Genomic DNA, 20,092 nt, shown 5'->3' on the forward strand with positions numbered 1-20,092 from the left:
CTAGTATGGTGATTTTTATCACCAAAGAGGTATATTCTCTGCATGGACAAACGTCAGCGCGCCGATCTCTTTCGCACCCGCCTTGTTACGGCCATTGCCCGTGCCGGAACCAATCAAAGTGTGCTTGCCCGGCGTACCGGCGTCGACCGGTCCACGATTTCGCAGCTTTTGCGCGATGACGCTGCGCGGCTTCCGAATGCCCATGTTGTCGGCGCCTGCGCCACTGCTTTGGGCGTGTCGGCCGATTGGTTGCTCGGCCTTGCCGAACATCCGGAAAATGCCGCTGACCTTTTGGCCAGTGCATTGACGCTGACCAATGCACCTCGGGCGTTCGTCGATCAGCAGATCTTCGATTGGCATCGAGAGGCGGAAGGTTACAAAATTCGCCATGTGCCAGCAGCCCTTCCGGACATGCTCAAGACCAACGAAGTTCTTGGCTGGGAGTACGGCCCACACCTTGGGCGCACTGCAGCACAGGCCATCACCGCGTCTGCAAATCGGCTTGCTTGGATGCGCCAATCGGCCTCCGACTACGAAATAGCCATGCCGCTTTACGAACTCGACAGCTTTGTCGCCGGGACGGGGTATTACGACGGCCTATCGCTTGATTTGCGGCGGCAGCAGATCGACCATTGGCTTGATTTGTCCAAAGCGCTTTATCCCAGAATGCGCATCTACCTGTTCGATGCACGCAGACTTTTCTCGGCCCCGATCACAGTGTTCGGCCCGTTGCTTTCGGTGATCTATGTCGGCAGCAACTATCTCGCTTTTCGCGACACCCAGCGCGTTCGGGCCTTCTCGGACCACTTCGATCACCTGGTCCGCGAGGCCCATATTACTGCGCGCGCCTTCCCAGATCATTTGGCGCAGTTGCGTAACTCTATGGCCTGACGGTTTATTGGGCATCTTTTAGCGGCCGACCATCCTCAGCCGCCCAATCAGACAAGATCGCCTCGGCGGCCTGCTCTCTGTTCCGGATCGCGGCTGGAAGCGCCGTGGCCAAGATAGCGTTACCGCAGAATTCAATTCCTGTGAATGGCGTGCCCATCGGGTTAGTACGGCATCGGATGCTGCTTGTGCGCCGCATCAAGTGCAGCGAGAACATCATCACCCAAGGACATATCCGCCGCTTTCAGCAGATAGGACAACTGCTCTGGTGTCGTCGCCCCAAAGATCGACGAGGCCACAAAGGGACGCCGTGCAGACCAAGCCAACGCCATCAAAGCCAGATCAAGACCCGCTTCATCGGCCACCTTGGCATAGGCGTCGACCGCCTCGAACGCGCGGTCGGTTTTGCGCCCGCCAAGAGTGCCGTTGAGCGCCATACGCGATCCTTCGGGGATCGCGCCATTCTGGTACTTGCCGGTCAGCAACCCCGCGGCCAGAGGTGAAAAAGGCAGCAAAGACACCTCTTCGTTCACCAAGAGTTCGGCCAGATCAGTGTCCGCCAATCGGCACATCAGGGAATACTCGTTCTGAATAGTCTCCATACGTGGCCCGGCCATCGCCTCGGCCACGCGCAACCACATGGCGGTGCCCCACGTGCTTTCGTTCGACAAACCGATATGCCGGATCCGCCCCTTTTCAATCTCGCGGCCCAGCGCGCCTAAAACGTCTGCCATATTCTGCAGGGTCACGGTGCGGTCTTGTGACGTGGGGTCGAATGTCCAGTTCTGGCGGAACATGTAGGAGCCACGATTTGGCCAGTGCAATTGATATAAGTCGATGTGGTCGATCTTGAGCCGCTGCAACGATCCTTCGACAGCCTCCGGAACCGATTCAGCGGTGATCGGCGCTCCATCACGCACGTATTGCATTCCTTCGCCGGAATGCTTGGTCGCCACGACATACGCGTTTCGGCGGCCAGTTTTCTTGAACCAGTTGCCAAGAATTTCTTCTGTCAGACCGATGGTTTCTTTGGCGATTGGATTGACCGGGTACATCTCGGCGGCATCGAGAAAATTGATCCCGACATCGAGCGACATATCCATTTGTGTATGAGCATCCGCCTCGGATGTCTGGTTGCCGAAAGTCATGGTCCCAAGACAGAGTTCGGACACCTCAAGATCGGTCTTGCCCAGTCGGTTCATCTTCATCGCGCGTTCCTATCACATTCGGTTGCGCGCAAAGTAGCGGCTATAGCCCGCTCTGCAAGCCGACAGCGATGTCGGTCTGTGATACGGCAACCGATTTCATGACAGCGTAACACTTGGCCCCTTCGATGATATTCAAAGCGTCCGCACTGCGGCGCGTGATCCGGGCCAGCAACCGATCTTCGCCAGCTTGCAACTGAACGATCACGCCCGGTCCTTCGCCCCTACGCACCGTCAAAACACGCACAGGCAGGATGTTAAGTGCTGACAAGCCGTCGGGTCGGGTGGTTGACAGAATCACGTCCTGCGCCAGGATCCGGACCCGGAGCTTTGCCCCTAAAGGCGCATCGACAGCGGGCAGATACAGCCGACCGCCCGAGATATCCAATGTGCTCAATCCGTCCTGCGGCTCTGCCGCGACCGTCGCAGACAGAACTGCACCCGCATCCCGGATGCCCAACATGCGAACCATATCGGGGTCGGTCAAAACTTCTTCGGGCGCACCGGACCGGATCACACGTCCCTCATCGATCAGAACAATATGCGTTGCAAGCCGCGCAACTTCGGCCATGTTGTGGGTCACATACAGGATCGGCAGCCCGGTTTCGCGTTGCAGTGTTTCCAGATAGGGTAAAATCTCTGCCTTTCGCGGCCCATCCAGTGATGCCAACGGTTCATCCATCAAAAGCATCTCCGGCTCGGACAACAAGGCCCGCCCTATGGCGACACGTTGCGCTTCTCCACCAGATAGGGAATGCGTCCGCCGTTCGAACAAATGACCAATGCCAAGAAGCGCCCCGACCTCATCCGGATTGCGCGCGCCACGACGACTGACTTTTGCAGCGTAACAAAGATTGTCTCGCACGCTGAGATGAGGAAAAAGGCGGCTGTCCTGAAACACATATCCCAGCCGCCGTTTGTGCACCGGAACGTCGATCTTTTCAGTCGCATCATAGAGAACCCGACCGTTCAATGTGATACGTCCCTTTTCGGGCGTCACAAGCCCGGCGATAGATTTCACAATTGAGGTTTTACCGCTTCCCGAACGCCCGAACAGCACGGTAACACCCTCTGGCGCATGGAATGCCGTCTGGAGGTCAAACCCACCCAGCGTCCGTTGGATTTCGACGGACAAACTCATGATCCCGATATCCGTTGCGCCACTTTGCGGGACAACCATTCCGACAGGATCAGCGCACTGATCGCAATCGCCACAGCCACCATCACAAGCCGGATCGCGCTCGTCTCACCCCCGGGCACTTGCAGGAATGCATAAATCGCGGAAGGGACGGTTCGAGTTTCCCCCGGGATGTTCGACACAAAGGTTATCGTAGCGCCGAATTCGCCCATCGCCTTGGCAAAGGCCAAAACGGTTCCAGCGATAATGCCGGGCAGGATCAGCGGCAAAGTGACAGTGCCAAAGACCGTGACCCGGCTCGCACCCAGGGTTGCAGCGGCCTCCTCCAGCTTTGGATCGACCGCCTCAATCGCAAGCCGGATTGCCCGGACCATCAGGGGGAAGGCCATGATCGACGCCGCCAGCGCCGCGCCGGTCCACTGGAAAGCCAGAGTAACGCCGAAGATGTCATAAAGCGCCGAGCCAACGGGCCCTTGCCGACCAAAGCTAAGAAGAAGCAGATAACCCGTGACCACCGGGGGCAAAACCAAAGGCAGATGCACCAACCAGTTCAGGACATCGCGCCCGATAAATCGCCCGCGCGCCAGCGCCAGTGCACACAGCAGACCAAAGGGCAGGCTGAGCAAAGTTGCCCAAAACGACACCTTGAGCGACAACGCGACCGCTTGCCATTCTTCGGGACCCAGCCATTCGGTCATGGTGTCGGTCCAACAGGTAAAAAGCCATATCGGCCGAGGACATCCTGAGCCACATCAGTGGCGAGCCATTCAACGAACATGGCCGCCGCCTCGGTCCTTTCACTTTTGGCCACAACGGCAGCGGGATAGCGGATCGTTGGGTGGCTTTTTTCGGGGAATACACCAGCAATGACGACACGTGGGTCTGCCAAGGCATCGGTGGCATAGACGATCCCAAACGGCGCCTCGCCCAAGGCAACCAAAGCCAATGCGGAACGCACGTTGTCGGTCGGGGCGAGCCGCGTTTGCAACTGGTCCCACAGTCCGAGATCGATCAGCGCAGTCTTGGCGTATATTCCGGCAGGGACCGCTTCGGGCAACGCGATCGCGAGCCGTCCCGTCGAACCTAGCCCAGACAAGAGATCGCTTTGTGTCGTTAGTTCACCTTCGGACGCAACGCTTGGATCATGCGCCACTAGCACAAGCCGGTTTGATGCGATATCGAAGCGGCTTTCGGGCGCAAGCCGGTCACGATCCGCGAGCCAATCCATCCATAGCGCGTTCGCCGAAACATAGACATGTGCGGGCGCACCGGCATCAATTTGTCGGGCAAGCGTTGAACTGCCAGCCAACACAAGCGTCACATTCTGCCCTGTTGTGGCTTCCCAGTCAGCCGCCAATTCGGCCATGGCGTCGCCTAAGGACGCGGCCGCGAAGACGGTTAAGTCGGCAGCTTTGGCAGGACAAGCCATGCACATCATAACCAGCGCGGCACGCAGTTTCTGGATCACGAAGGGCAAGTCCTTGTCGTCTGGGCAAATCTTGGGTCAACAGATCAACTGCACCGATCCAAGACAAGGGCTTGCGCACAAGATACGACGAATCTCTTGAGAACAAAATAAGAACATATATGATTTCCTCATGCACAGCGCCGCCGCCCTCTTGTCACGACGTCCACTCCGTCCCGCGCCGCTAATAACGCTTGGGGATCCTGAAATCGCGTTGCGTCTTGGCCGTGTGCATGAACTGTGCGGACAGGCACGTCATACGCTAGCTTTTGCAATCGCAGCTCAGACGGGGGGACCTGTTGTCTGGATCGCGCAAAACAGTACGTCCGAAATTATCTGCGCGGACACCATCGCAGAGCAGATCAACCCCGGTCATATTCTGTTCGTGGCCCCCGAAAAGCGAGACATGTTGCTGTGGGCGATGGAAGAAACGCTACGTGACGGTCATGCCCCTGTGGTGATTGCTGATCTGACATCGCCACCCGCGATGGTCCCGATTCGCCGGCTACATCTGGCTGCCGAGGCTGGATGTGGCGTAGGCATCTGCCGCCCCTTGGCCCTGCTTTTGACACCGGGTCAGGGGGGCGCGCCGGGGATTGAAACCCGCTGGTCGCTTGAACCTGCCCATCACACAGGCAGAGGCCACTGGGCGCTGAGCCGACTGCGCGCCCGCATGGCGCCCCCGCGGGATTGGCTGATGACGCGCACGTATAGCGGCCTTGTGCCAAGCACACCCTGATACGGCAGGCCAAGAAATTTCGTACGAAATTTCTAAGCCTCTCCATAAAATTCTGGGAAAAACCTTAACAATAGCCAAAGAAACGACACGCGGCGTCGAATAAATGCACTCAGGTCTCTAGGGATGCGGTATCGCTGGGACATGCGACTGCCCCTGTCCTTTGCCGCCCTCTTTTTGTCTGTTGTGCTCCTACAACTCTCCTCCGGCGGCGTCGGCCCGCTAGACGCCATTTCAGGCATCACGCTGGGTTTTTCGACATCCGAAATCGGCTTGCTGGGGTCGGCGCATTTCGTGGGTTTCTTTATCGGCTGCTGGTGGGCCCCGCGCCTTATGGGCACAGTTGGGCACGCACGTGCGTTTTCCGCCTTCACCGTATTGGGTGCGATTGGGCTAATCGGCCACATGATGCTGCCCGACCCCAAAGCATGGACGGTGATGCGGATTGCTACAGGCGTTTGCGTCGCGGGTTGTTACACGGTGATCGAAGCGTGGTTACAGGCCGAGGTCACCAACGCAACACGCGGCCGTGCGATGGGAGTGTACCGAATTGCCGACATGGGAGCGTCGCTGGTCGCGCAACTTTTGATCGGTGTGCTAACCCCGGCGGCTTATGTCAGCTACAACCTGCTCGCCATCCTGTGCTGTGCGGCCCTTCTTCCAATGGCGCTAACCCGACGTCCCCAGCCGGAAACGCCGGACGCACCGCGCCTGCGCCCAATGCTCGCCGTCACACGGTCGCCACTCGCCGCCGCAGGTGTCGTCGTCGCTGCCCTGTCTTCTGCGTCATTCCGAATGGTTGGACCGGTCTATGGCCAGGGCGTTGGCCTCGCCCTCGATCAGATTGCGCTCTTCATGGCAGCTTTCGTCGCAGGCGGAGCGCTGGCACAATACCCGGTGGGTTGGCTCGCTGACAAATATGACCGGCGCTGGGTTTTGATCTGGCTGTCAGTGGCGGCCATCCTGTCTTGCGTGATGACAGCAAGCCTGACCGGTTTGCCCACATCAGGCGTCTTCATCACGGCAATGATCTTTGGATTGACCACATTTCCGATCTATTCGGTCGCAGCCGCCCACGCGCATGATTTTGCAACCTCTAACGAACGGGTCGAACTATCAGCAGCGCTGATGTTTTGGTACGCAACCGGTGCCATCGCCGCGCCATTTCTGGCTTCTGTTCTGATGGGGCGCTTTGGCCCGCCAGCACTTTTTGCAATGATCGCGGTCGGACATGCCGGACTGGTGATCTTTGGCCTGATCCGCATGCGCGCCCGCCCAAGTCAACCCAAGACACCGTATGTCTATGCCCCGCGCACGTCTTTCCTGATTGGCCGCCTGATGCGATCCAGTCGGGAAAAAGACTGATCCTCTGGCACTTGTGTCTGTGATCCGGTAAAGCGGCGCAAACCTCAGACAAACACGCGGGCGCACACCACATGGCACGGCATCTGATCACGTCGGCAATCCCCTATATCAATGGGATCAAACACCTTGGAAACCTTGTGGGCAGCCAATTGCCCGCCGACCTCTATGCCCGCTATCTGCGCGCACGCGGACACGAGGTGATGTTCCTCTGCGCCACTGACGAACACGGCACGCCAGCTGAACTGGCTGCTGCCAAGGCTGGCAAGCCGGTCGCTGAATACTGTGCCGAAATGTGGGCTATTCAGGCTGAAATCGCGAAAGGGTTTCGCTTGTCATTCGACCATTTTGGCAGGTCGTCGAGCAAGCAGAACCACCGGTTGACGCAGCACTTCGCTGGCCGCCTTGCCGATGCAGGGCTCATCCGGGAGGTGAGCGAAAAACAGGTTTATTCCAACGCTGACAAACGCTACCTGCCCGATCGCTATATCGAAGGCACCTGTCCCAACTGCGGCTACGACAAGGCGCGTGGCGACCAGTGTGAAAATTGTACCAAACAGCTGGACCCCACTGATCTGATTGAGCCACGCTCGGCGATCTCTGGGTCGACGGACCTTGAAGTCCGCGAAACCAAGCACCTGTACCTGCGCCAATCCGACATGCGCGGCAAGCTGCAGGAGTGGATCGACAGCAAGACCGATTGGCCCGTGCTGACGACTTCCATCGCTAAGAAGTGGCTGAATGATGGTGACGGCCTCCAGGATCGGGGCATTACGCGCGATCTGGACTGGGGTATACCGGTCAAGAAGGGCCAAGAGGACTGGCCTGGGATGGAAGGTAAGGTTTTCTACGTCTGGTTCGACGCACCCATCGAATACATCGCCTGCGCCGGCGAATGGGCCGAGGCGCACAGCAAAACCGATGCGGATTGGGAGCGCTGGTGGCGCACCGACAAGGGCGCGGACGACGTGCGCTACACTCAGTTCATGGGCAAGGACAATGTACCTTTCCATACGCTTAGCTTCCCAACGACCATCCTCGGGTCCGGCGAGCCATGGAAGCTGGTCGATTACATCAAATCATTCAACTATTTGAATTACGATGGCGGCCAGTTCAGCACGTCACAAGGGCGCGGCGTCTTCATGGATCAGGCGCTTGAAATCCTTCCCGCCGACTATTGGCGTTGGTGGCTTCTGAGCCATGCACCCGAAAGCTCAGACAGTGAATTCACATGGGAGAATTTCCAAGGTTCGGTCAACAAAGACCTTGCCGATGTGCTGGGCAATTTCGCGAGTCGCGTGACCAAGTTCTGTCGCTCCAAATTCAGCGAAGCGGTGCCATCAAACGGCAACCCCGGTGATCGCGAAGACAAGCTGATTGCTGACTTGGAAAAGGGCTTGCGCGAATACGAAGCACATATGGACGCTATTGAAGTCCGAAAATCCGCAGCAGCCTTGCGCGGCCTTTGGGCACTGGGCAACGAATACCTGCAAGACGTGGCACCGTGGACAACCTTTAAGGAAGACCCGGACGCTGCTGCGATGCAGATCCGCATTGCCTTAAACCTGATCCGATTCTACGCGGTCATCTCAAGCCCGTTCATTCCAGACGCCTCGGCACAGCTCTTGACCGCGATGAACGCCGAAGACGCCACATGGCCAAAGGATGTCGCCACGGCGATTACAGCGATGCCGGTTGGTCATAGCTTTGCCGTGCCCGAGGTGACGTTTCGCAAGATCAGCGATGATGAACGTGCAGGCTGGCAAGAACATTTTGCCGGGGTTCGCACCTGACGCCTGCCAAAAACGGTCGCGCGCAATCGGAGCCAAAACCGGCGGCGCGCCCATTTACGATGGCTGCGCACACGCGCCATGATGAGGTCTCGTTCAGTTACTGGATGCGAAGCGCGGCAGGCATAGCTGTTGTAAAGGCCCATTGGTATCACTCCTGAAAGGGTGACATTGATTTAGGCCACAAAAGCTTGCTCGTGACGCCATGATCTGCGCAACATGAGTTTCATGAATGAAACCCAACCTTCATTAGATGACCTTGTCCTTTTTGCATCTGTAGCTCAGGCTGGATCACTTAGCGCCGCGAGCCGCTCAACCGGCATTCCGCTGCCCACATTGTCCCGCCGCATGGCCGCGCTGGAACGCAGCTTGGGGCGCACGCTGTTTCAACGCGGACCGAAAGGCTATGCGCTAACTGCAGATGGGCGGACCCTGTCGGCGGAATTGACCGGTCTGTCCGACACACGTCGCAAACTTGAGCGGTGGCTTGCAGCCGGTGACGACAGCACACCGGTTCGGATCACGGCCGGGTTTTGGACCTCCCGCCAAATCGCCCGCGCTTTGCCGCCCGATCCTGACCGCGCCTGGCAACCAAGGTTTGTCCCCGCGAATGCCATGCTCGACGTGGCCCGCCGCGAGGCCGATATCGGGATACGCAATGCACCGCCAGATCATGCATGGCTGGCACGACAGCAGCTCGCGCCTATTCAATTTGCGATTTACGGAATTCCTGGAATACGCGGCTTTGTGGCGTCCCTACCTGATGTGCCGTCGCAGCGCTGGCTGCATGCAAATTACGGTGACGCCATCAAGGCGTCAGCTAGCGACCCCAGGCTATGCCTTGATCTGGCCGAAGCTGGGCATGGACAGATTGTTTTACCGACATTCGTTGGAGACGGCTTGAACACTTTAGCACGTCAATCAGAGGCTATTGCCGACCTGCAGCACGATTCTTGGCTGGTTGTACATCAGGACGCACGACACGATCCGCCAATCCGTGCCGCGATCGACCAAATCGTTTCCATTCTAATGACAGAATGACCGCGATCATCTGCGCATGTAGGGCCAAGCTGCGCGTCGCAGCTTAGCCCAAAGCCCGAATCAGGCTGCTTTGATATCGACCAATTCGACGTCGAAGGTCAGGTCTTGACCGGCCAGCGGATGGTTTGCATCCAGCGTGACTTCGGTCTCGTTGACCTCGGCGACCATCACCGGAACAACTTGTCCGGTCGGTGTCTGCATCTGAAGCTGTGTGCCCGGCTCGAGCGGGATATCAGCAGGAATATCTGCGCGGGGCACGGCTTGTTGTGCATTCGGGTCGCGCTGTCCATAGGCCTGATCGGCAGGCACATCGACCTTTTTTGTATCGCCAACGGCCATACCGGGGATCGCCTGATCGAGGCCGGGAATGATCTGCCCCGCGCCAACGGTGAACTCCAACGGGTCACGTCCGGCAGAGCTGTCGAATGTCGAACCGTCAGTCAATGTGCCGGTGTAGTGAATGGAAACGGTATCGCCCGTTTTTACCTGAGTCATGAATGCTCCGTATATGGGGGGATGAGTGTGGGAGGCCGCATCTCTGGCGGGTGCTCCATCGCGTGTGCCAAGTTTATCAAGGGATGCCCAAAGACACAAATCAACCCTCAAGCGACATTTGATCTTGGCATGGCGGCATAGGGCCAGTCAGCAGCAGAGCGCACGCTGAGTCAGACAGGAAGAGCCGTGGTCTTGAAGACCGTCCGGAGGGCAAATGAACTCTGCATCTGCGCAACCCCGGGCAGCCGCGTCAGATATTGTCGGTGGATGCGGGCAAAATCCTCGGTATCCTCGGCCACCACCTTGAGGATGTAATCTGCCGTCCCCGCCATCAGGTGACATTCAAGAACGTCCGGAACCCGAGACACTGCTTTTTCGAACGCCTCAAGTAGGTCATCGGCCTGGCTGCTGAGCTTGATCTCAACAAAAACAGTGGTCGGCATCCCTAGCTTGCGCGCATTCAAAAGTGCGACGTAATCCCGAATAAAGCCATCCGCCTCTAACCGCTGTACCCTGCGGTGACAGGCCGACGCTGACAGGTTTACGGCCTCGGCCAGTTCAGCGTTAGAGATACGCCCTTTACGCTGCAACACACGTAGAATCCGGCGATCCGTATCATCCAAAGCCATGACGCTCACTTTCTTCCGAAACATACCCTTTTATTCGAAGGGTCTTCGCAAGATGCCCATATAGCTGCCAAAGATCCACACACAATTGCACGAAATTGGGCACATCTTACGAACAGTCAGAATCGGAGGAGACAGTCATGAAGATCGGTTGCCCTAAAGAAATCAAACCACAGGAATTTCGCGTCGGCGTCACGCCCAGTGCTGCGCAAGAAGCCGTTGCTCATGGTCACACCGTTCTGGTGCAGAAGGGTGCTGGTATCGGCGCTGGCTTTGAGGATGCGGATTATTCAGCCGCCGGTGCGCAAATCATCGACACTGCAGAAGAGGTGTTCGCGACGGCCGACATGATCGTCAAGGTTAAGGAACCGCAGGCGGTAGAACGCAAGATGCTACGTGAAGGCCAGCTGCTATTCACGTATCTGCACCTCGCGCCAGATCCGGAACAGACCAAAGACCTGCTTGCGTCGGGCTGCACCGCCATCGCCTATGAAACCGTGACAGATCGCAGCGGCGGCCTTCCGCTACTTGCCCCGATGTCCGAGGTGGCAGGCAAGCTCGCGCCTCAAATGGGTGCGTGGACACTGCAAAAAGCCAATGGCGGCCGCGGCGTTCTGATGGGCGGCGTACCCGGCGTCGGGCCTGCGCAAGTCGTCGTGATCGGCGGCGGCGTCGTCGGCACGCACGCGGCCCGTGTGGCCGCTGGCATGGGTGCAGATGTGACCGTGCTCGACCGCTCGCTACCCCGCATGCGCTATCTGGATGATGTCTTTGGTGGCACCTTCCACACACGCTATGCCAGCAAGGCCAATATTGCCGAAATGATTACACAAGCAGATATGGTTGTCGGCGCCGTTCTGATCCCCGGTGCCGCTGCACCAAAGCTGGTCAGTCGGGCTGATCTTGCGACTATGAAGCCGGGTTCGGTGCTAGTGGACGTGGCAATTGACCAGGGTGGATGTTTTGAAACCTCGAAAGCCACCACACATGAACATCCGATCTACGACGTAGACGGCATCCAGCACTATTGCGTCGCGAACATGCCGGGCGCCGTGGCACGCACCTCGACCATCGCTTTGGGCAACGCCACAATGCCCTTCATGCTGGCCTTGGCTGACAAAGGCTGGCAGCAAGCTTGCGCGGATGATCCGCACTTGATGGCCGGGTTAAATGTGCACGCGGGCAAATTGACCTATGACGCGGTCGGGCAGGCGCTCGGCATGGCGGTGACCACACCGCAAATGCTGCTCAAGGCGGCGTAATACAAATATCCAGCGCCTCTCCGGCGGGGGGCGCTGGCATGAGCTTGGTCGGGTCGCGTCAATCGCGCGGCCCGACCAAGCGATCAATTGGCGCATAATCGTCAGTTAGGTAAACACCTGCCGCAGCGATCTGATCGACAAAGCCTGCCCCAAGCACTGCGAATGTCGTCCGTTCCGGCGCAGGCACGGTAAAGCTGTTTCGACGCGTTTCCGCAGTTCCAGCCGCGATCACCATGACGACCCGTTCGCCCGGTTCAGGGCGGCGCGCTTCGGTCCAAACTTCGACCACGGGAAAGACCTCGCGCAAGGTCCGAACAAGGCTGCCAACTGCCTGCATCCGATCAGCGTAGTCGACTACGTTCATAAGGTAGCTGCCATCCGGCAACAGGCGGCTTTGCACCAGATCAAAGAATTCGCGGGTCACCAAATGCTGAGGGACCGCGGTATCTGTAAAGGCATCGCCAATAATCACGTCATACCGAGTTTGATCCCCAAGCAGCGCCCGCCGAGCGTCTTGGTGCAGAATATGCGCTGTTTCTGGGTCAAACCAGAAATCGCGCGCGGCAAGAGCTGTCACAGCAGGATCAATCTCTGCCACGGTGGTCTTGGTGATCCCCCGTTCGGCAAAGGCCCGCGGCAGAGCATAATTCCCACCCCCAATCAGAAAGCTGGACGGATCAGCTGTTTGGGTTCGCAATTGTGTCAAAGCATCCAACATCGCGGTATGATCAGTGAACATCACCTCGGGCGCATCCTCTGCGGATATGCCATGAACAAGATGATCAATCACCATTGCCCGGGTCGGCCGCGATGTGTCAGCCGAAACATCCACTGACTGCAAACAGAAATAGCGGCTTTCAACAGTGCATGGCCCCGGCGATAGGCTTGTGGCAATCGCAAGCGCCGCCAGCCCCAAAAGCGTCACGCTCTGCATCGCTCGAAGTTGTTTCGCGAGCCAGAAACACAGCGTCGCACCCGCGATGTAGGCAAGTGTTACAATGGCCAATGTCCAGACGCTGCCAAGCCACGAGATGAACACAAACCCGGCCAACAGCGTTCCTAGGATTGCGCCAATCGCGCCCGACGCGAACATCGCGCCCAATGCCTGCCCCTGTCGCGAAGGGCCAGCCAGCGACACTTGTGTCAGCAGCGGTGCCGGGATGCCAGCAAACAGGGACGGCAGGAAGAACGCGGCCAAAGTCAGACCGGTGATACCCCAAACCGGTTGCGGAAAAGCTGTCAAAACCGGACCTGCGGACACCCGCAAGGCCACCCCCGCCAGGGCTGTAGTTGCAGCCGCGGCAGCCAATGCCCACCCCGTTGCCGACATGGGGTTAATGCCCGGACGATCCGCCAGACGCCCGCCCCACCAATGCCCAGCTGAAAACCCGGCCAGCACCACAGCGATCACGGATGTCCACGTATAAAGCGACATGCCGACATAGGGCGCAAGCATCCGCCCAGCGACAATCTCGACAACCATAGAGGCGGCAGAAACGGTGGCTTGAAGAGCAACAAGCAGCCAAAGTGGCGCTATGGGCATATGTGCCTCGCAACGTGGTTGTTGCACCCATCTTGCGTGTGCAGGCCGCGAAGGCAAGAGACCTTAACGCTAGGCCAAAGCCAGAACCGGCCCTTCAAGCAGCCGCATCAAATCGCCGAAATAACCACCGGACCGCGCCGGTTGGTTCGGGTCCGAGGTGATGGCAACAGCAAGGTTGCGTGCTTGGTGCGACGCGATGATCTGGCCACCATAACCTCGGGCCAAGGTGTAGCCAGAGGATGACAAGAACCAGCCATACCCATATCCCAGTCCTGACCACGGGGACCGGGCATATGGCACCGTCGAAGCCGCGATCCAACTTTGCGCGATGACCTGCTCACCTTCGTATTGTCCATGATCGCGCATCAGCTTGGCGATCTTTAGCATCGCGGTCGGGCGCAGGGCCATGTTGTTGCCGCCCATGTAATACCCCTGCGGGTCGCGCGTCCACGGCGGCATCTCTATCCCGAGGGGGTCACCCAGCCGTTCGCGCGCCTGAGCCAAGAGACTTTTTCCTGTTGCCTCGGACAAGGCCGCGCCAAGGATGTGAGTCGATCCGGTGGAATACAGCATGCGCCCTCCGGGTTCGGCCACCATCGGACGGGACAGGGCGTTGGCCAGCCAGTTCCCGGAATTCACCCAAGCACCATAGTTCGGGCCCGAAGTGCGTTCGAGACCGGCGCGCAAGGTGACAAGATCTTCCAGCGTGATATCGCCAGCACCGGTGGTGGCGTTCGAAGGCAGGATGTTCGGCGCCACCTCAGACAGCGGCGCGTTCACAGACTCCACATCACCCCGGTCAATCGCAGCACCAAGCAAAAGCGCCACAAGGCTTTTGGAGCAGGATTTGATGTTGGCAAGACGGTCCAGACCCGGCCCTCGCGGTGCTTGGGCGAAGAGCGTGTCATTGCCCCGGCTGATCTGAAGTGAATGCAATTGCGGCAGCGCATCAATCGCGCTTTGCAGATCATCTGTCTGAGCACTGCTGATATAGGGCAAGCACAGCGCAGAAGCGGCGGTGCAAATAAAAGTTCTACGACTGGTCATGTCACAAGGTGTAAAACCTTTGCACTCCACGTCCAGCGGATGAGGTTCACGTCTACGTGCAGAAAGCGGGCAGCTATGCCCGCTTCCAAGACTCCTTACGACAGGTGATGCACCTCTTGCAGCGCATAAATCGGCGTCGGAATGCCCTCCATCCGGGCTTTAAGCTGCAACGCTAGGAACTGCGAATAGTGCCGGGACTGGTGCAGGTTGCCGCCGTGGAACCACAGGTTATCCTGCTGCGTGGGTTTCCACATATTGCGCTGCTCGCCTTCCCAAGGGCCCGGGTCTTTGGTGGTATCAGAGCCAAGGCCCCAAACCTTTCCAACCTTATCAGCCATCTCTTGGCCCATCAGGTCCGCGACCCAACCATTCATGGAGTTGTACCCGGTGGCAAAGACGATCAAGTCCGCTTCGAGCTTTTCGCCATTATCAAGGATCACCCCATCTTCGACGATCTCGGTTACCTGCCCGCGTTTCAGTTTGACCTCACCGTCAATGATGAGCTGGCTTGCGCCTACATCAATGTAATAGCCAGAGCCGCGCCGAAGATACTTCATAAAGAGACCGGACTCGTCATCACCCCAATCCAACCAGAAGCCTGCCTTCTCCAGACCATCGTAGAACTCTTTGTCTTGTTCTTTCATCGCTGCATAGGCCGGGATCTGGAACTCGTGCAGGATCGCATAGGGCAATGAGGCGAAGATCAGGTCGGCCTTTTCGGTGGTCACACCGGCATTAACCGCACGCTCTGAATACAGATCGCCCAAACCGATCTCCATCAACGTGTCAGACCGCACGATATGGGTCGAGGACCGCTGCACCATCGTCACATCGGCTTCATGCTCCCAAAGTGCGGCGCAGATATCGTGGGCCGAATTGTTCGACCCCACGACAACACATTTCTTACCTTTGTACTTGTCGGGGCCAGAGTGTTGTGAGGAGTGATGGATATCGCCTTTGAACGTGTCCATTCCCGGGAAATCGGGCATACGCGCTTTTCCGGACATGCCCGTCGCCATAACCAACTGCTTAGGCCGCAAGGTGACTTCCTCTCCGTCGCGGTCGACCACGACGGTCCATTCCTGCTTCGCCTCGTCATAAGTCGCTGATTTGGCGGTGGTACGGGTCCAATAATTGAGCTCCATCACCTTGGTATACATCTCAAGCCAGTCACCGATCTTGTCCTTCGGCGCAAAGACGGGCCAGTTTTCCGGGAATTTGATGTAAGGTAGATGGTCGTACCAAACCGGGTCATGCAGGCAAAGCGACTTGTAGCGCTTGCGCCAGCTGTCGCCAGGCCGGTCGTTGCGTTCGACGATGATGGTCGGCACTCCCAATTGGCGCAGACGCGCCCCAAGCGCGATGCCGCCTTGCCCGCCACCAATGATAAGCGTGTAAGGCTGGGTCGTGTAGCCAAGCTCCTTGGCCTCTCGCTCACGCTCTTCGGCCCAGGTTTCGCGATTCTTGCCCGCGCCGTGCTTGGCACCCAGTGGACGATCAAACCCTTTTGGTTCCTCAAAGCCCTTAAGTTCGACCATCGTTGTGAGCAACGTCCAGATCTTACCATCCCGCAAACGGAGCAAACCATAGCCTCGAGCCACATCGGTCTCGAACGTAATCCAAGCGGTGACGACGCCACCGTCCTCGGTCACAACGTCACCCTCGGAGAGGGCCCAGTTGTGCGGTTTGGTCGTGGTAAGCTGATGCTTCAGCATATCCTCAACCTGATCCTTGCCTTCGACTGTTTTGATATTCCATGTAAAGGTCACAAGGTCCCGCCAGTAACAATCATCCGCGAACATCTCGCGGGCGCGGGCGATGTCGCCGTCTTCCAGCGCCTTCCCGAATTCATCGAGAAACGCCTGCGTTGTGTCGGACAGTGTCGAGTCGAGCATAATTTCCTCCCAGAATTTTTGTGCTTTTGTGATCTGAGAGTGCCAACAGTGATCCTGTGACGCCAGGGAAACTTTGGTCGTGTTGCGCGATCAGCGTTTTTTACCCCATCGCCAACGAAAAAAGCCCCGCTGATCCAGCGAGGCTTTCCTAATTTCGCAAATTGGGTCGCTTACGCGGCCAGCGCGCCTTTGGCTTGATCCACGATGGCACCGAAAGCTTCGGGTTCGTGAACGGCCAGATCGGCCAGCACTTTGCGGTCCACTTCAATCCCGGCCAGGTTCAGGCCGTTTATGAAGCGGGAATAGGTCAGTGCTTCGTCGTGCATCCGCACAGCCGCATTGATCCGCTGGATCCACAGAGCGCGGAAATTGCGCTTGCGGTTCTTGCGGTCACGTGTGGCGTACTGGTTCGCCTTGTCGACGGCCTGACGTGCAACCTTGAAGGTGTTCTTACGGCGGCCGTAGTAACCTTTGGCGGCCTTGATGACCTTCTTGTGACGGGCGTGTGTGGTGGTTCCGCCTTTTACTCGGGACATATCAATTCCTCCTTAGCGCGCGTATGGCATCATCGGCTTGATGATTTGCTCATCAGCCTTAGAAAGCACGGTGGTTCCGCGCGCGTCGCGGATGAATTTCTTGTGGCGCTTGATCATACCGTGGCGTTTGCCGGCCTGACCTGCCTTGATCCGGCCAGTGGCCGTGACCTTGAACCGCTTTTTGCAGCTCGATTTCGTCTTCATCTTCGGCATTTCCGTCTCCTGTATGTCGATCGGTTTGCGCGCGACTCGGTATGCCAATTCGACCGGCCGCACGGGTAGAGCGCGCCGTATAGGCGGGCTTGCGGGGCAATGCAACTGTTTCAAAGCAGGCTGTCAGGGATTTTCTGTTCAGCTGCCGTGTTGGCGCGACGGAAGATCAACGTGACGCAGGTTGCGACGATCACGATGAACAAAGAATAGAGCACAGGCACCGCCATGATCGCCTGCGCTTCCGTTCCCTGAAACGTGAACACGATGATCGCAATTGCCAATGGTCCGTTCTGAATGCCAGTCTCAAGCGCCACCGTTCGGGCGTTGCGGGGATGCAATCGCAAAGCCCGGGCGAATAGATAGCCGATGCTGATCCCGAAAACACCCAGCCCGATGGACGCGACATAGGTCGCTGGTGTGGTTTCAAGCAGGAACTGCCAATTACGGGGAATCCAGCTGACCATCAGGAAGAGGATGAAAAACAGCGCAAGTGCAGAGCCAAAGAACTCGGTCACCGCCCCTACATTCGCGCTAACTTTGCGCAGCACCATCCCAATGGCCACCGGGACCAGAAGCAGCACCAATGTGGCAATGATATTCTCACGCGGGATCTCGAGGTTAAGTGCTGATGCGTATAGCACCAAAACAATCGGGATCATCACGACGCCCGCGACTGTGGACGTCACTGTCATCAGGACCGACAGGGCCAGATTGCCCTTTGAGAAATAGGTAAAGATATTGGACGTTGTTCCGCCGGGCATGCAGGCCATGATCAGGATACCCAGGGCGATGGTTTCCGGCACCACAAGGAACGTCGCGAGCAAAAAGCCAATGAAGGGCATGAACCCATATTGCGAGATCACACCAATGGCGAGGCCGTAGGGGCGTCGCAGGGCAAGATAGAAATCGCGCGGGGTGAGTGATGCGCCCATGCCCAGCATGATGACGAAGATCATCAGCGCCAGCAGCGCCTGTTCAAATGCACCAACCATGCCCGTTACTCCGCTGCGATACGGGCCATTTCTTCGGCACGCAGGTCTTTTCTGAGAATTTTACCGACATTCGATTTCGGCAGCTCATCGCGGAATTCGACGCGTTTGGGCACCTTGTATGCGGTCAGGTGTTGCTTGCAATGCGCCCGGATATCGGCCTCGGACAACCCATCGTCGCGTTTGACGATATAAGCTTTTACCGCCTCTCCCGTGGCATCATCCGGCACTCCGATTACAGCAGCTTCGAGGATGCCAGGATGTAGCGCGAGGCAGTCTTCGACTTCGTTCGGGTAGACATTAAAGCCAGACACTACAACCATATCTTTCTTTCGGTCCACGATGCGGAAATAGCCATCGTCATCCATCACGCCGATATCACCCGTCAAAAACCACCCATTGCGCAGCGCATGCGCACTTTCCTCGGGTTTGTTCCAATATCCGGACATGACCTGTGGACCAGAGGCAGCGATCTCTCCGGTCTCACCCTGAGCCACCGGGGTACCGGCCTCATCAAGACAGGCAATCCTCGTACCAGGGACCGGAATCCCGATAGACCCATCACGGGTCTTGCCCAACGGATTGAACGTTAGCACCGGCGATGTTTCGGTCAGGCCGTACCCTTGGAGCACCGGTTTGCCGGTCACACTTTCCCATTTCTGTGCCACTGCCGCCTGAAGCGCCATCCCCCCGGCAGAGGAAAACTTGAGTGATTTCGGCGGGCTGTCAGTGAACCAAACTTCGTTGGTCAATCCGTTGAACAATGTGTTCACGCCGCTCATCCAAGTGATTTTGTAATTCTCGAATGCACGTTTGAGGTTAGACAAGGGCCTCGGACTTGGGATCAAAATGTTGCGCGAGCCAAGCCAGTAGAAGGCCAGCATATTCACCGTGAATGCGAAAATATGGTAGAGTGGCAGCGCAGTCAGGGCGATTTCCTTACCCTTTTCGACGCCTTCCAGCATCTCCATCGTCTGTTCCATGTTCAGGATCAGGTTGGCATGGCTTAGCATCGCCCCCTTCGCAACACCTGTTGTACCACCGGTATACTGCAGGCAGGCCACATCATTGGCATCGACGCTCTGAGAATAAGCATCCGGCGCAATCCGTTCGCGGGCCATGTGGTCGCGACCAGAAGCCAATGCATCCAGGAACCGGATATGGGCCACCTCAACCGGTTTGACAGATTTGTCCCAGTGCTTTTGCACCAGCCCGACAATGCCACGCGGCAACGCAGGCAGAAATTCGGCAACGCGGGTGACAATGATATTGGGGATTGGGTGACCTTGCGTCGCGGCTGGGATCTTGTCGGCGAACATATCCACAATGACAAGCGCATGCGGTTCAGCATCTGCAAACTGCTTGCCCATTTCTTCCGCAGTATAAAGCGGATTGACGTTGACCAGAATGCAGCCTGCCTTGAAGATACCGAACGCTGCGACTGGGAATGTCAGGCAATTAGGCATCTGGAGCGCGACACGGTCCCCCAGCCCCAATCCTGCCACTTCGCGCAGGTAAACAGCAAACGCATCTGACATTTCGTCCACTTGTTGAAAACTTAGCGTGCCGTTCATGCCATTGGGCAAACACGTCGTGAAAGCCGCTGCGTTACCGTAGGTGCCTGACACGGCACGGATCAGATCCGGAAGTGTCCGGTAAGATGCTTTGTCGATATCCTTGCGGACATTCGGCCCATAATAGGCCGTCCACGGACGCGCCTCATCTTTCATGCCATCCTCCTCCCAAAGCAACGTCCATCCCGTCTGTGAGGACTGAAGGTTGCGGTCCAAGAACAGCTAAAGCGATATCCCTAATGGATCTATAGTGATCGAACGTCACACCGTCGGCAAAATGCGATCAG

At 57.7% G+C, this 20,092-nt stretch carries 19 protein-coding genes; 6 read left to right on the plus strand and 13 right to left on the minus strand.

Going from position 1 to position 20,092, the window contains the following annotated elements:
* Positions 1-42 precede the first annotated feature (42 nt).
* The gene (locus ACTG4M_RS00210; protein ID WP_439121613.1) at positions 43-891 is read left to right on the plus strand and encodes a helix-turn-helix domain-containing protein; all 849 of its coding nucleotides are present in this window, start codon (positions 43-45) and stop codon (positions 889-891) included.
* Positions 892-1,052: 161 nt separating this feature from the next.
* Here the strand turns inward: ACTG4M_RS00210 and ACTG4M_RS00215 are convergent, their stop codons facing one another.
* Genes ACTG4M_RS00215 through modA form a run of 4 tightly spaced genes read right to left on the minus strand, consistent with a single transcriptional unit; the run spans position 1,053 to position 4,699 of the window.
* Positions 1,053-2,096, minus strand: a complete 1,044-nt coding sequence (locus ACTG4M_RS00215) for an aldo/keto reductase (RefSeq protein WP_439121614.1) — start codon at positions 2,094-2,096, stop codon at positions 1,053-1,055.
* Positions 2,097-2,136: 40 nt separating this feature from the next.
* Positions 2,137-3,234, minus strand: coding sequence for a molybdenum ABC transporter ATP-binding protein (modC, locus tag ACTG4M_RS00220; protein ID WP_439121615.1), 1,098 nt, complete (start codon positions 3,232-3,234; stop codon positions 2,137-2,139).
* Complete coding sequence (modB, locus tag ACTG4M_RS00225) at positions 3,231-3,929, minus strand: molybdate ABC transporter permease subunit (RefSeq protein ID WP_439121616.1); 699 nt, start codon at positions 3,927-3,929, stop codon at positions 3,231-3,233. The genes modC and modB overlap by 4 nt, the downstream gene beginning before the upstream one ends.
* Entirely contained in the window at positions 3,926-4,699 is a 774-nt protein-coding gene (modA, locus tag ACTG4M_RS00230; RefSeq protein WP_439121617.1) for a molybdate ABC transporter substrate-binding protein, read from the minus strand. Before modA ends, modB begins: the two co-directional genes overlap by 4 nt.
* A 130-nt stretch (positions 4,700-4,829) precedes the next feature.
* On the opposite strand from modA, the gene ACTG4M_RS00235 reads away from it, so the two are divergent.
* The 4 genes from ACTG4M_RS00235 (at position 4,830) to ACTG4M_RS00250 (ending at position 9,625) form a co-directional block, all read left to right on the plus strand.
* Positions 4,830-5,435, plus strand: a complete 606-nt coding sequence (locus ACTG4M_RS00235; protein ID WP_439121618.1) for an ImuA family protein — start codon at positions 4,830-4,832, stop codon at positions 5,433-5,435.
* 141 nt (positions 5,436-5,576) lie between these two features.
* Positions 5,577-6,797 (plus strand): MFS transporter, encoded by a 1,221-nt coding sequence (locus ACTG4M_RS00240; RefSeq protein WP_439121750.1) that lies wholly within the window; start codon positions 5,577-5,579, stop codon positions 6,795-6,797.
* 71 nt (positions 6,798-6,868) lie between these two features.
* Positions 6,869-8,587, plus strand: a complete 1,719-nt coding sequence (gene metG / locus ACTG4M_RS00245) for a methionine--tRNA ligase (protein ID WP_439121619.1) — start codon at positions 6,869-6,871, stop codon at positions 8,585-8,587.
* Between the two features lie 216 nt (positions 8,588-8,803).
* The gene (locus tag ACTG4M_RS00250; RefSeq protein WP_439121620.1) at positions 8,804-9,625 is read left to right on the plus strand and encodes a LysR family transcriptional regulator; all 822 of its coding nucleotides are present in this window, start codon (positions 8,804-8,806) and stop codon (positions 9,623-9,625) included.
* Positions 9,626-9,685: 60 nt separating this feature from the next.
* Here the strand turns inward: ACTG4M_RS00250 and ACTG4M_RS00255 are convergent, their stop codons facing one another.
* Together ACTG4M_RS00255 and ACTG4M_RS00260 are read right to left on the minus strand one after the other, a co-directional pair.
* Complete coding sequence (locus ACTG4M_RS00255; protein ID WP_439121621.1) at positions 9,686-10,120, minus strand: FKBP-type peptidyl-prolyl cis-trans isomerase; 435 nt, start codon at positions 10,118-10,120, stop codon at positions 9,686-9,688.
* 170 nt (positions 10,121-10,290) lie between these two features.
* Positions 10,291-10,749: an Lrp/AsnC family transcriptional regulator gene (locus ACTG4M_RS00260; RefSeq protein ID WP_439121751.1), complete on the minus strand. Its 459-nt coding sequence runs from the start codon at positions 10,747-10,749 to the stop codon at positions 10,291-10,293.
* Between the two features lie 137 nt (positions 10,750-10,886).
* Between ACTG4M_RS00260 and ald the strand changes: the two genes are divergently transcribed.
* Complete coding sequence (gene ald, locus ACTG4M_RS00265) at positions 10,887-12,008, plus strand: alanine dehydrogenase (RefSeq protein ID WP_439121622.1); 1,122 nt, start codon at positions 10,887-10,889, stop codon at positions 12,006-12,008.
* A 58-nt stretch (positions 12,009-12,066) separates the two neighbouring features.
* On the opposite strand, the gene ACTG4M_RS00270 is transcribed toward ald, so the two are convergent.
* The 7 genes from ACTG4M_RS00270 to ACTG4M_RS00300 all read right to left on the minus strand — a co-directional run bounded on the left by ACTG4M_RS00270 (position 12,067) and on the right by ACTG4M_RS00300 (position 19,961).
* Positions 12,067-13,551, minus strand: coding sequence for a fused MFS/spermidine synthase (locus ACTG4M_RS00270; protein WP_439121623.1), 1,485 nt, complete (start codon positions 13,549-13,551; stop codon positions 12,067-12,069).
* A gap of 69 nt (positions 13,552-13,620) precedes the next feature.
* Positions 13,621-14,598, minus strand: a complete 978-nt coding sequence (locus ACTG4M_RS00275) for a serine hydrolase domain-containing protein (RefSeq protein ID WP_439121624.1) — start codon at positions 14,596-14,598, stop codon at positions 13,621-13,623.
* A 95-nt stretch (positions 14,599-14,693) separates the two neighbouring features.
* Entirely contained in the window at positions 14,694-16,493 is a 1,800-nt protein-coding gene (locus tag ACTG4M_RS00280) for an NAD(P)-binding domain-containing protein (protein WP_439121625.1), read from the minus strand.
* 170 nt (positions 16,494-16,663) lie between these two features.
* Positions 16,664-17,029: a 50S ribosomal protein L20 gene (rplT, locus tag ACTG4M_RS00285; protein ID WP_439121626.1), complete on the minus strand. Its 366-nt coding sequence runs from the start codon at positions 17,027-17,029 to the stop codon at positions 16,664-16,666.
* A gap of 12 nt (positions 17,030-17,041) precedes the next feature.
* Positions 17,042-17,242 carry a 50S ribosomal protein L35 gene (gene rpmI, locus ACTG4M_RS00290; protein WP_085628113.1) on the minus strand — a complete coding sequence of 67 codons (201 nt, stop codon included), beginning with the start codon at positions 17,240-17,242 and terminating at the stop codon, positions 17,042-17,044.
* Positions 17,243-17,352: 110 nt separating this feature from the next.
* The gene (locus ACTG4M_RS00295) at positions 17,353-18,234 is read right to left on the minus strand and encodes a bile acid:sodium symporter family protein (protein WP_439121627.1); all 882 of its coding nucleotides are present in this window, start codon (positions 18,232-18,234) and stop codon (positions 17,353-17,355) included.
* A 5-nt stretch (positions 18,235-18,239) separates the two neighbouring features.
* Positions 18,240-19,961, minus strand: a complete 1,722-nt coding sequence (locus tag ACTG4M_RS00300; protein ID WP_439121628.1) for an AMP-binding protein — start codon at positions 19,959-19,961, stop codon at positions 18,240-18,242.
* Between the last annotated feature and the right edge of the window lie 131 nt (positions 19,962-20,092).

It is taken from the genome of Marivita sp. (assembly GCF_965656765.1).
GTDB lineage: Bacteria > Pseudomonadota > Alphaproteobacteria > Rhodobacterales > Rhodobacteraceae > Marivita.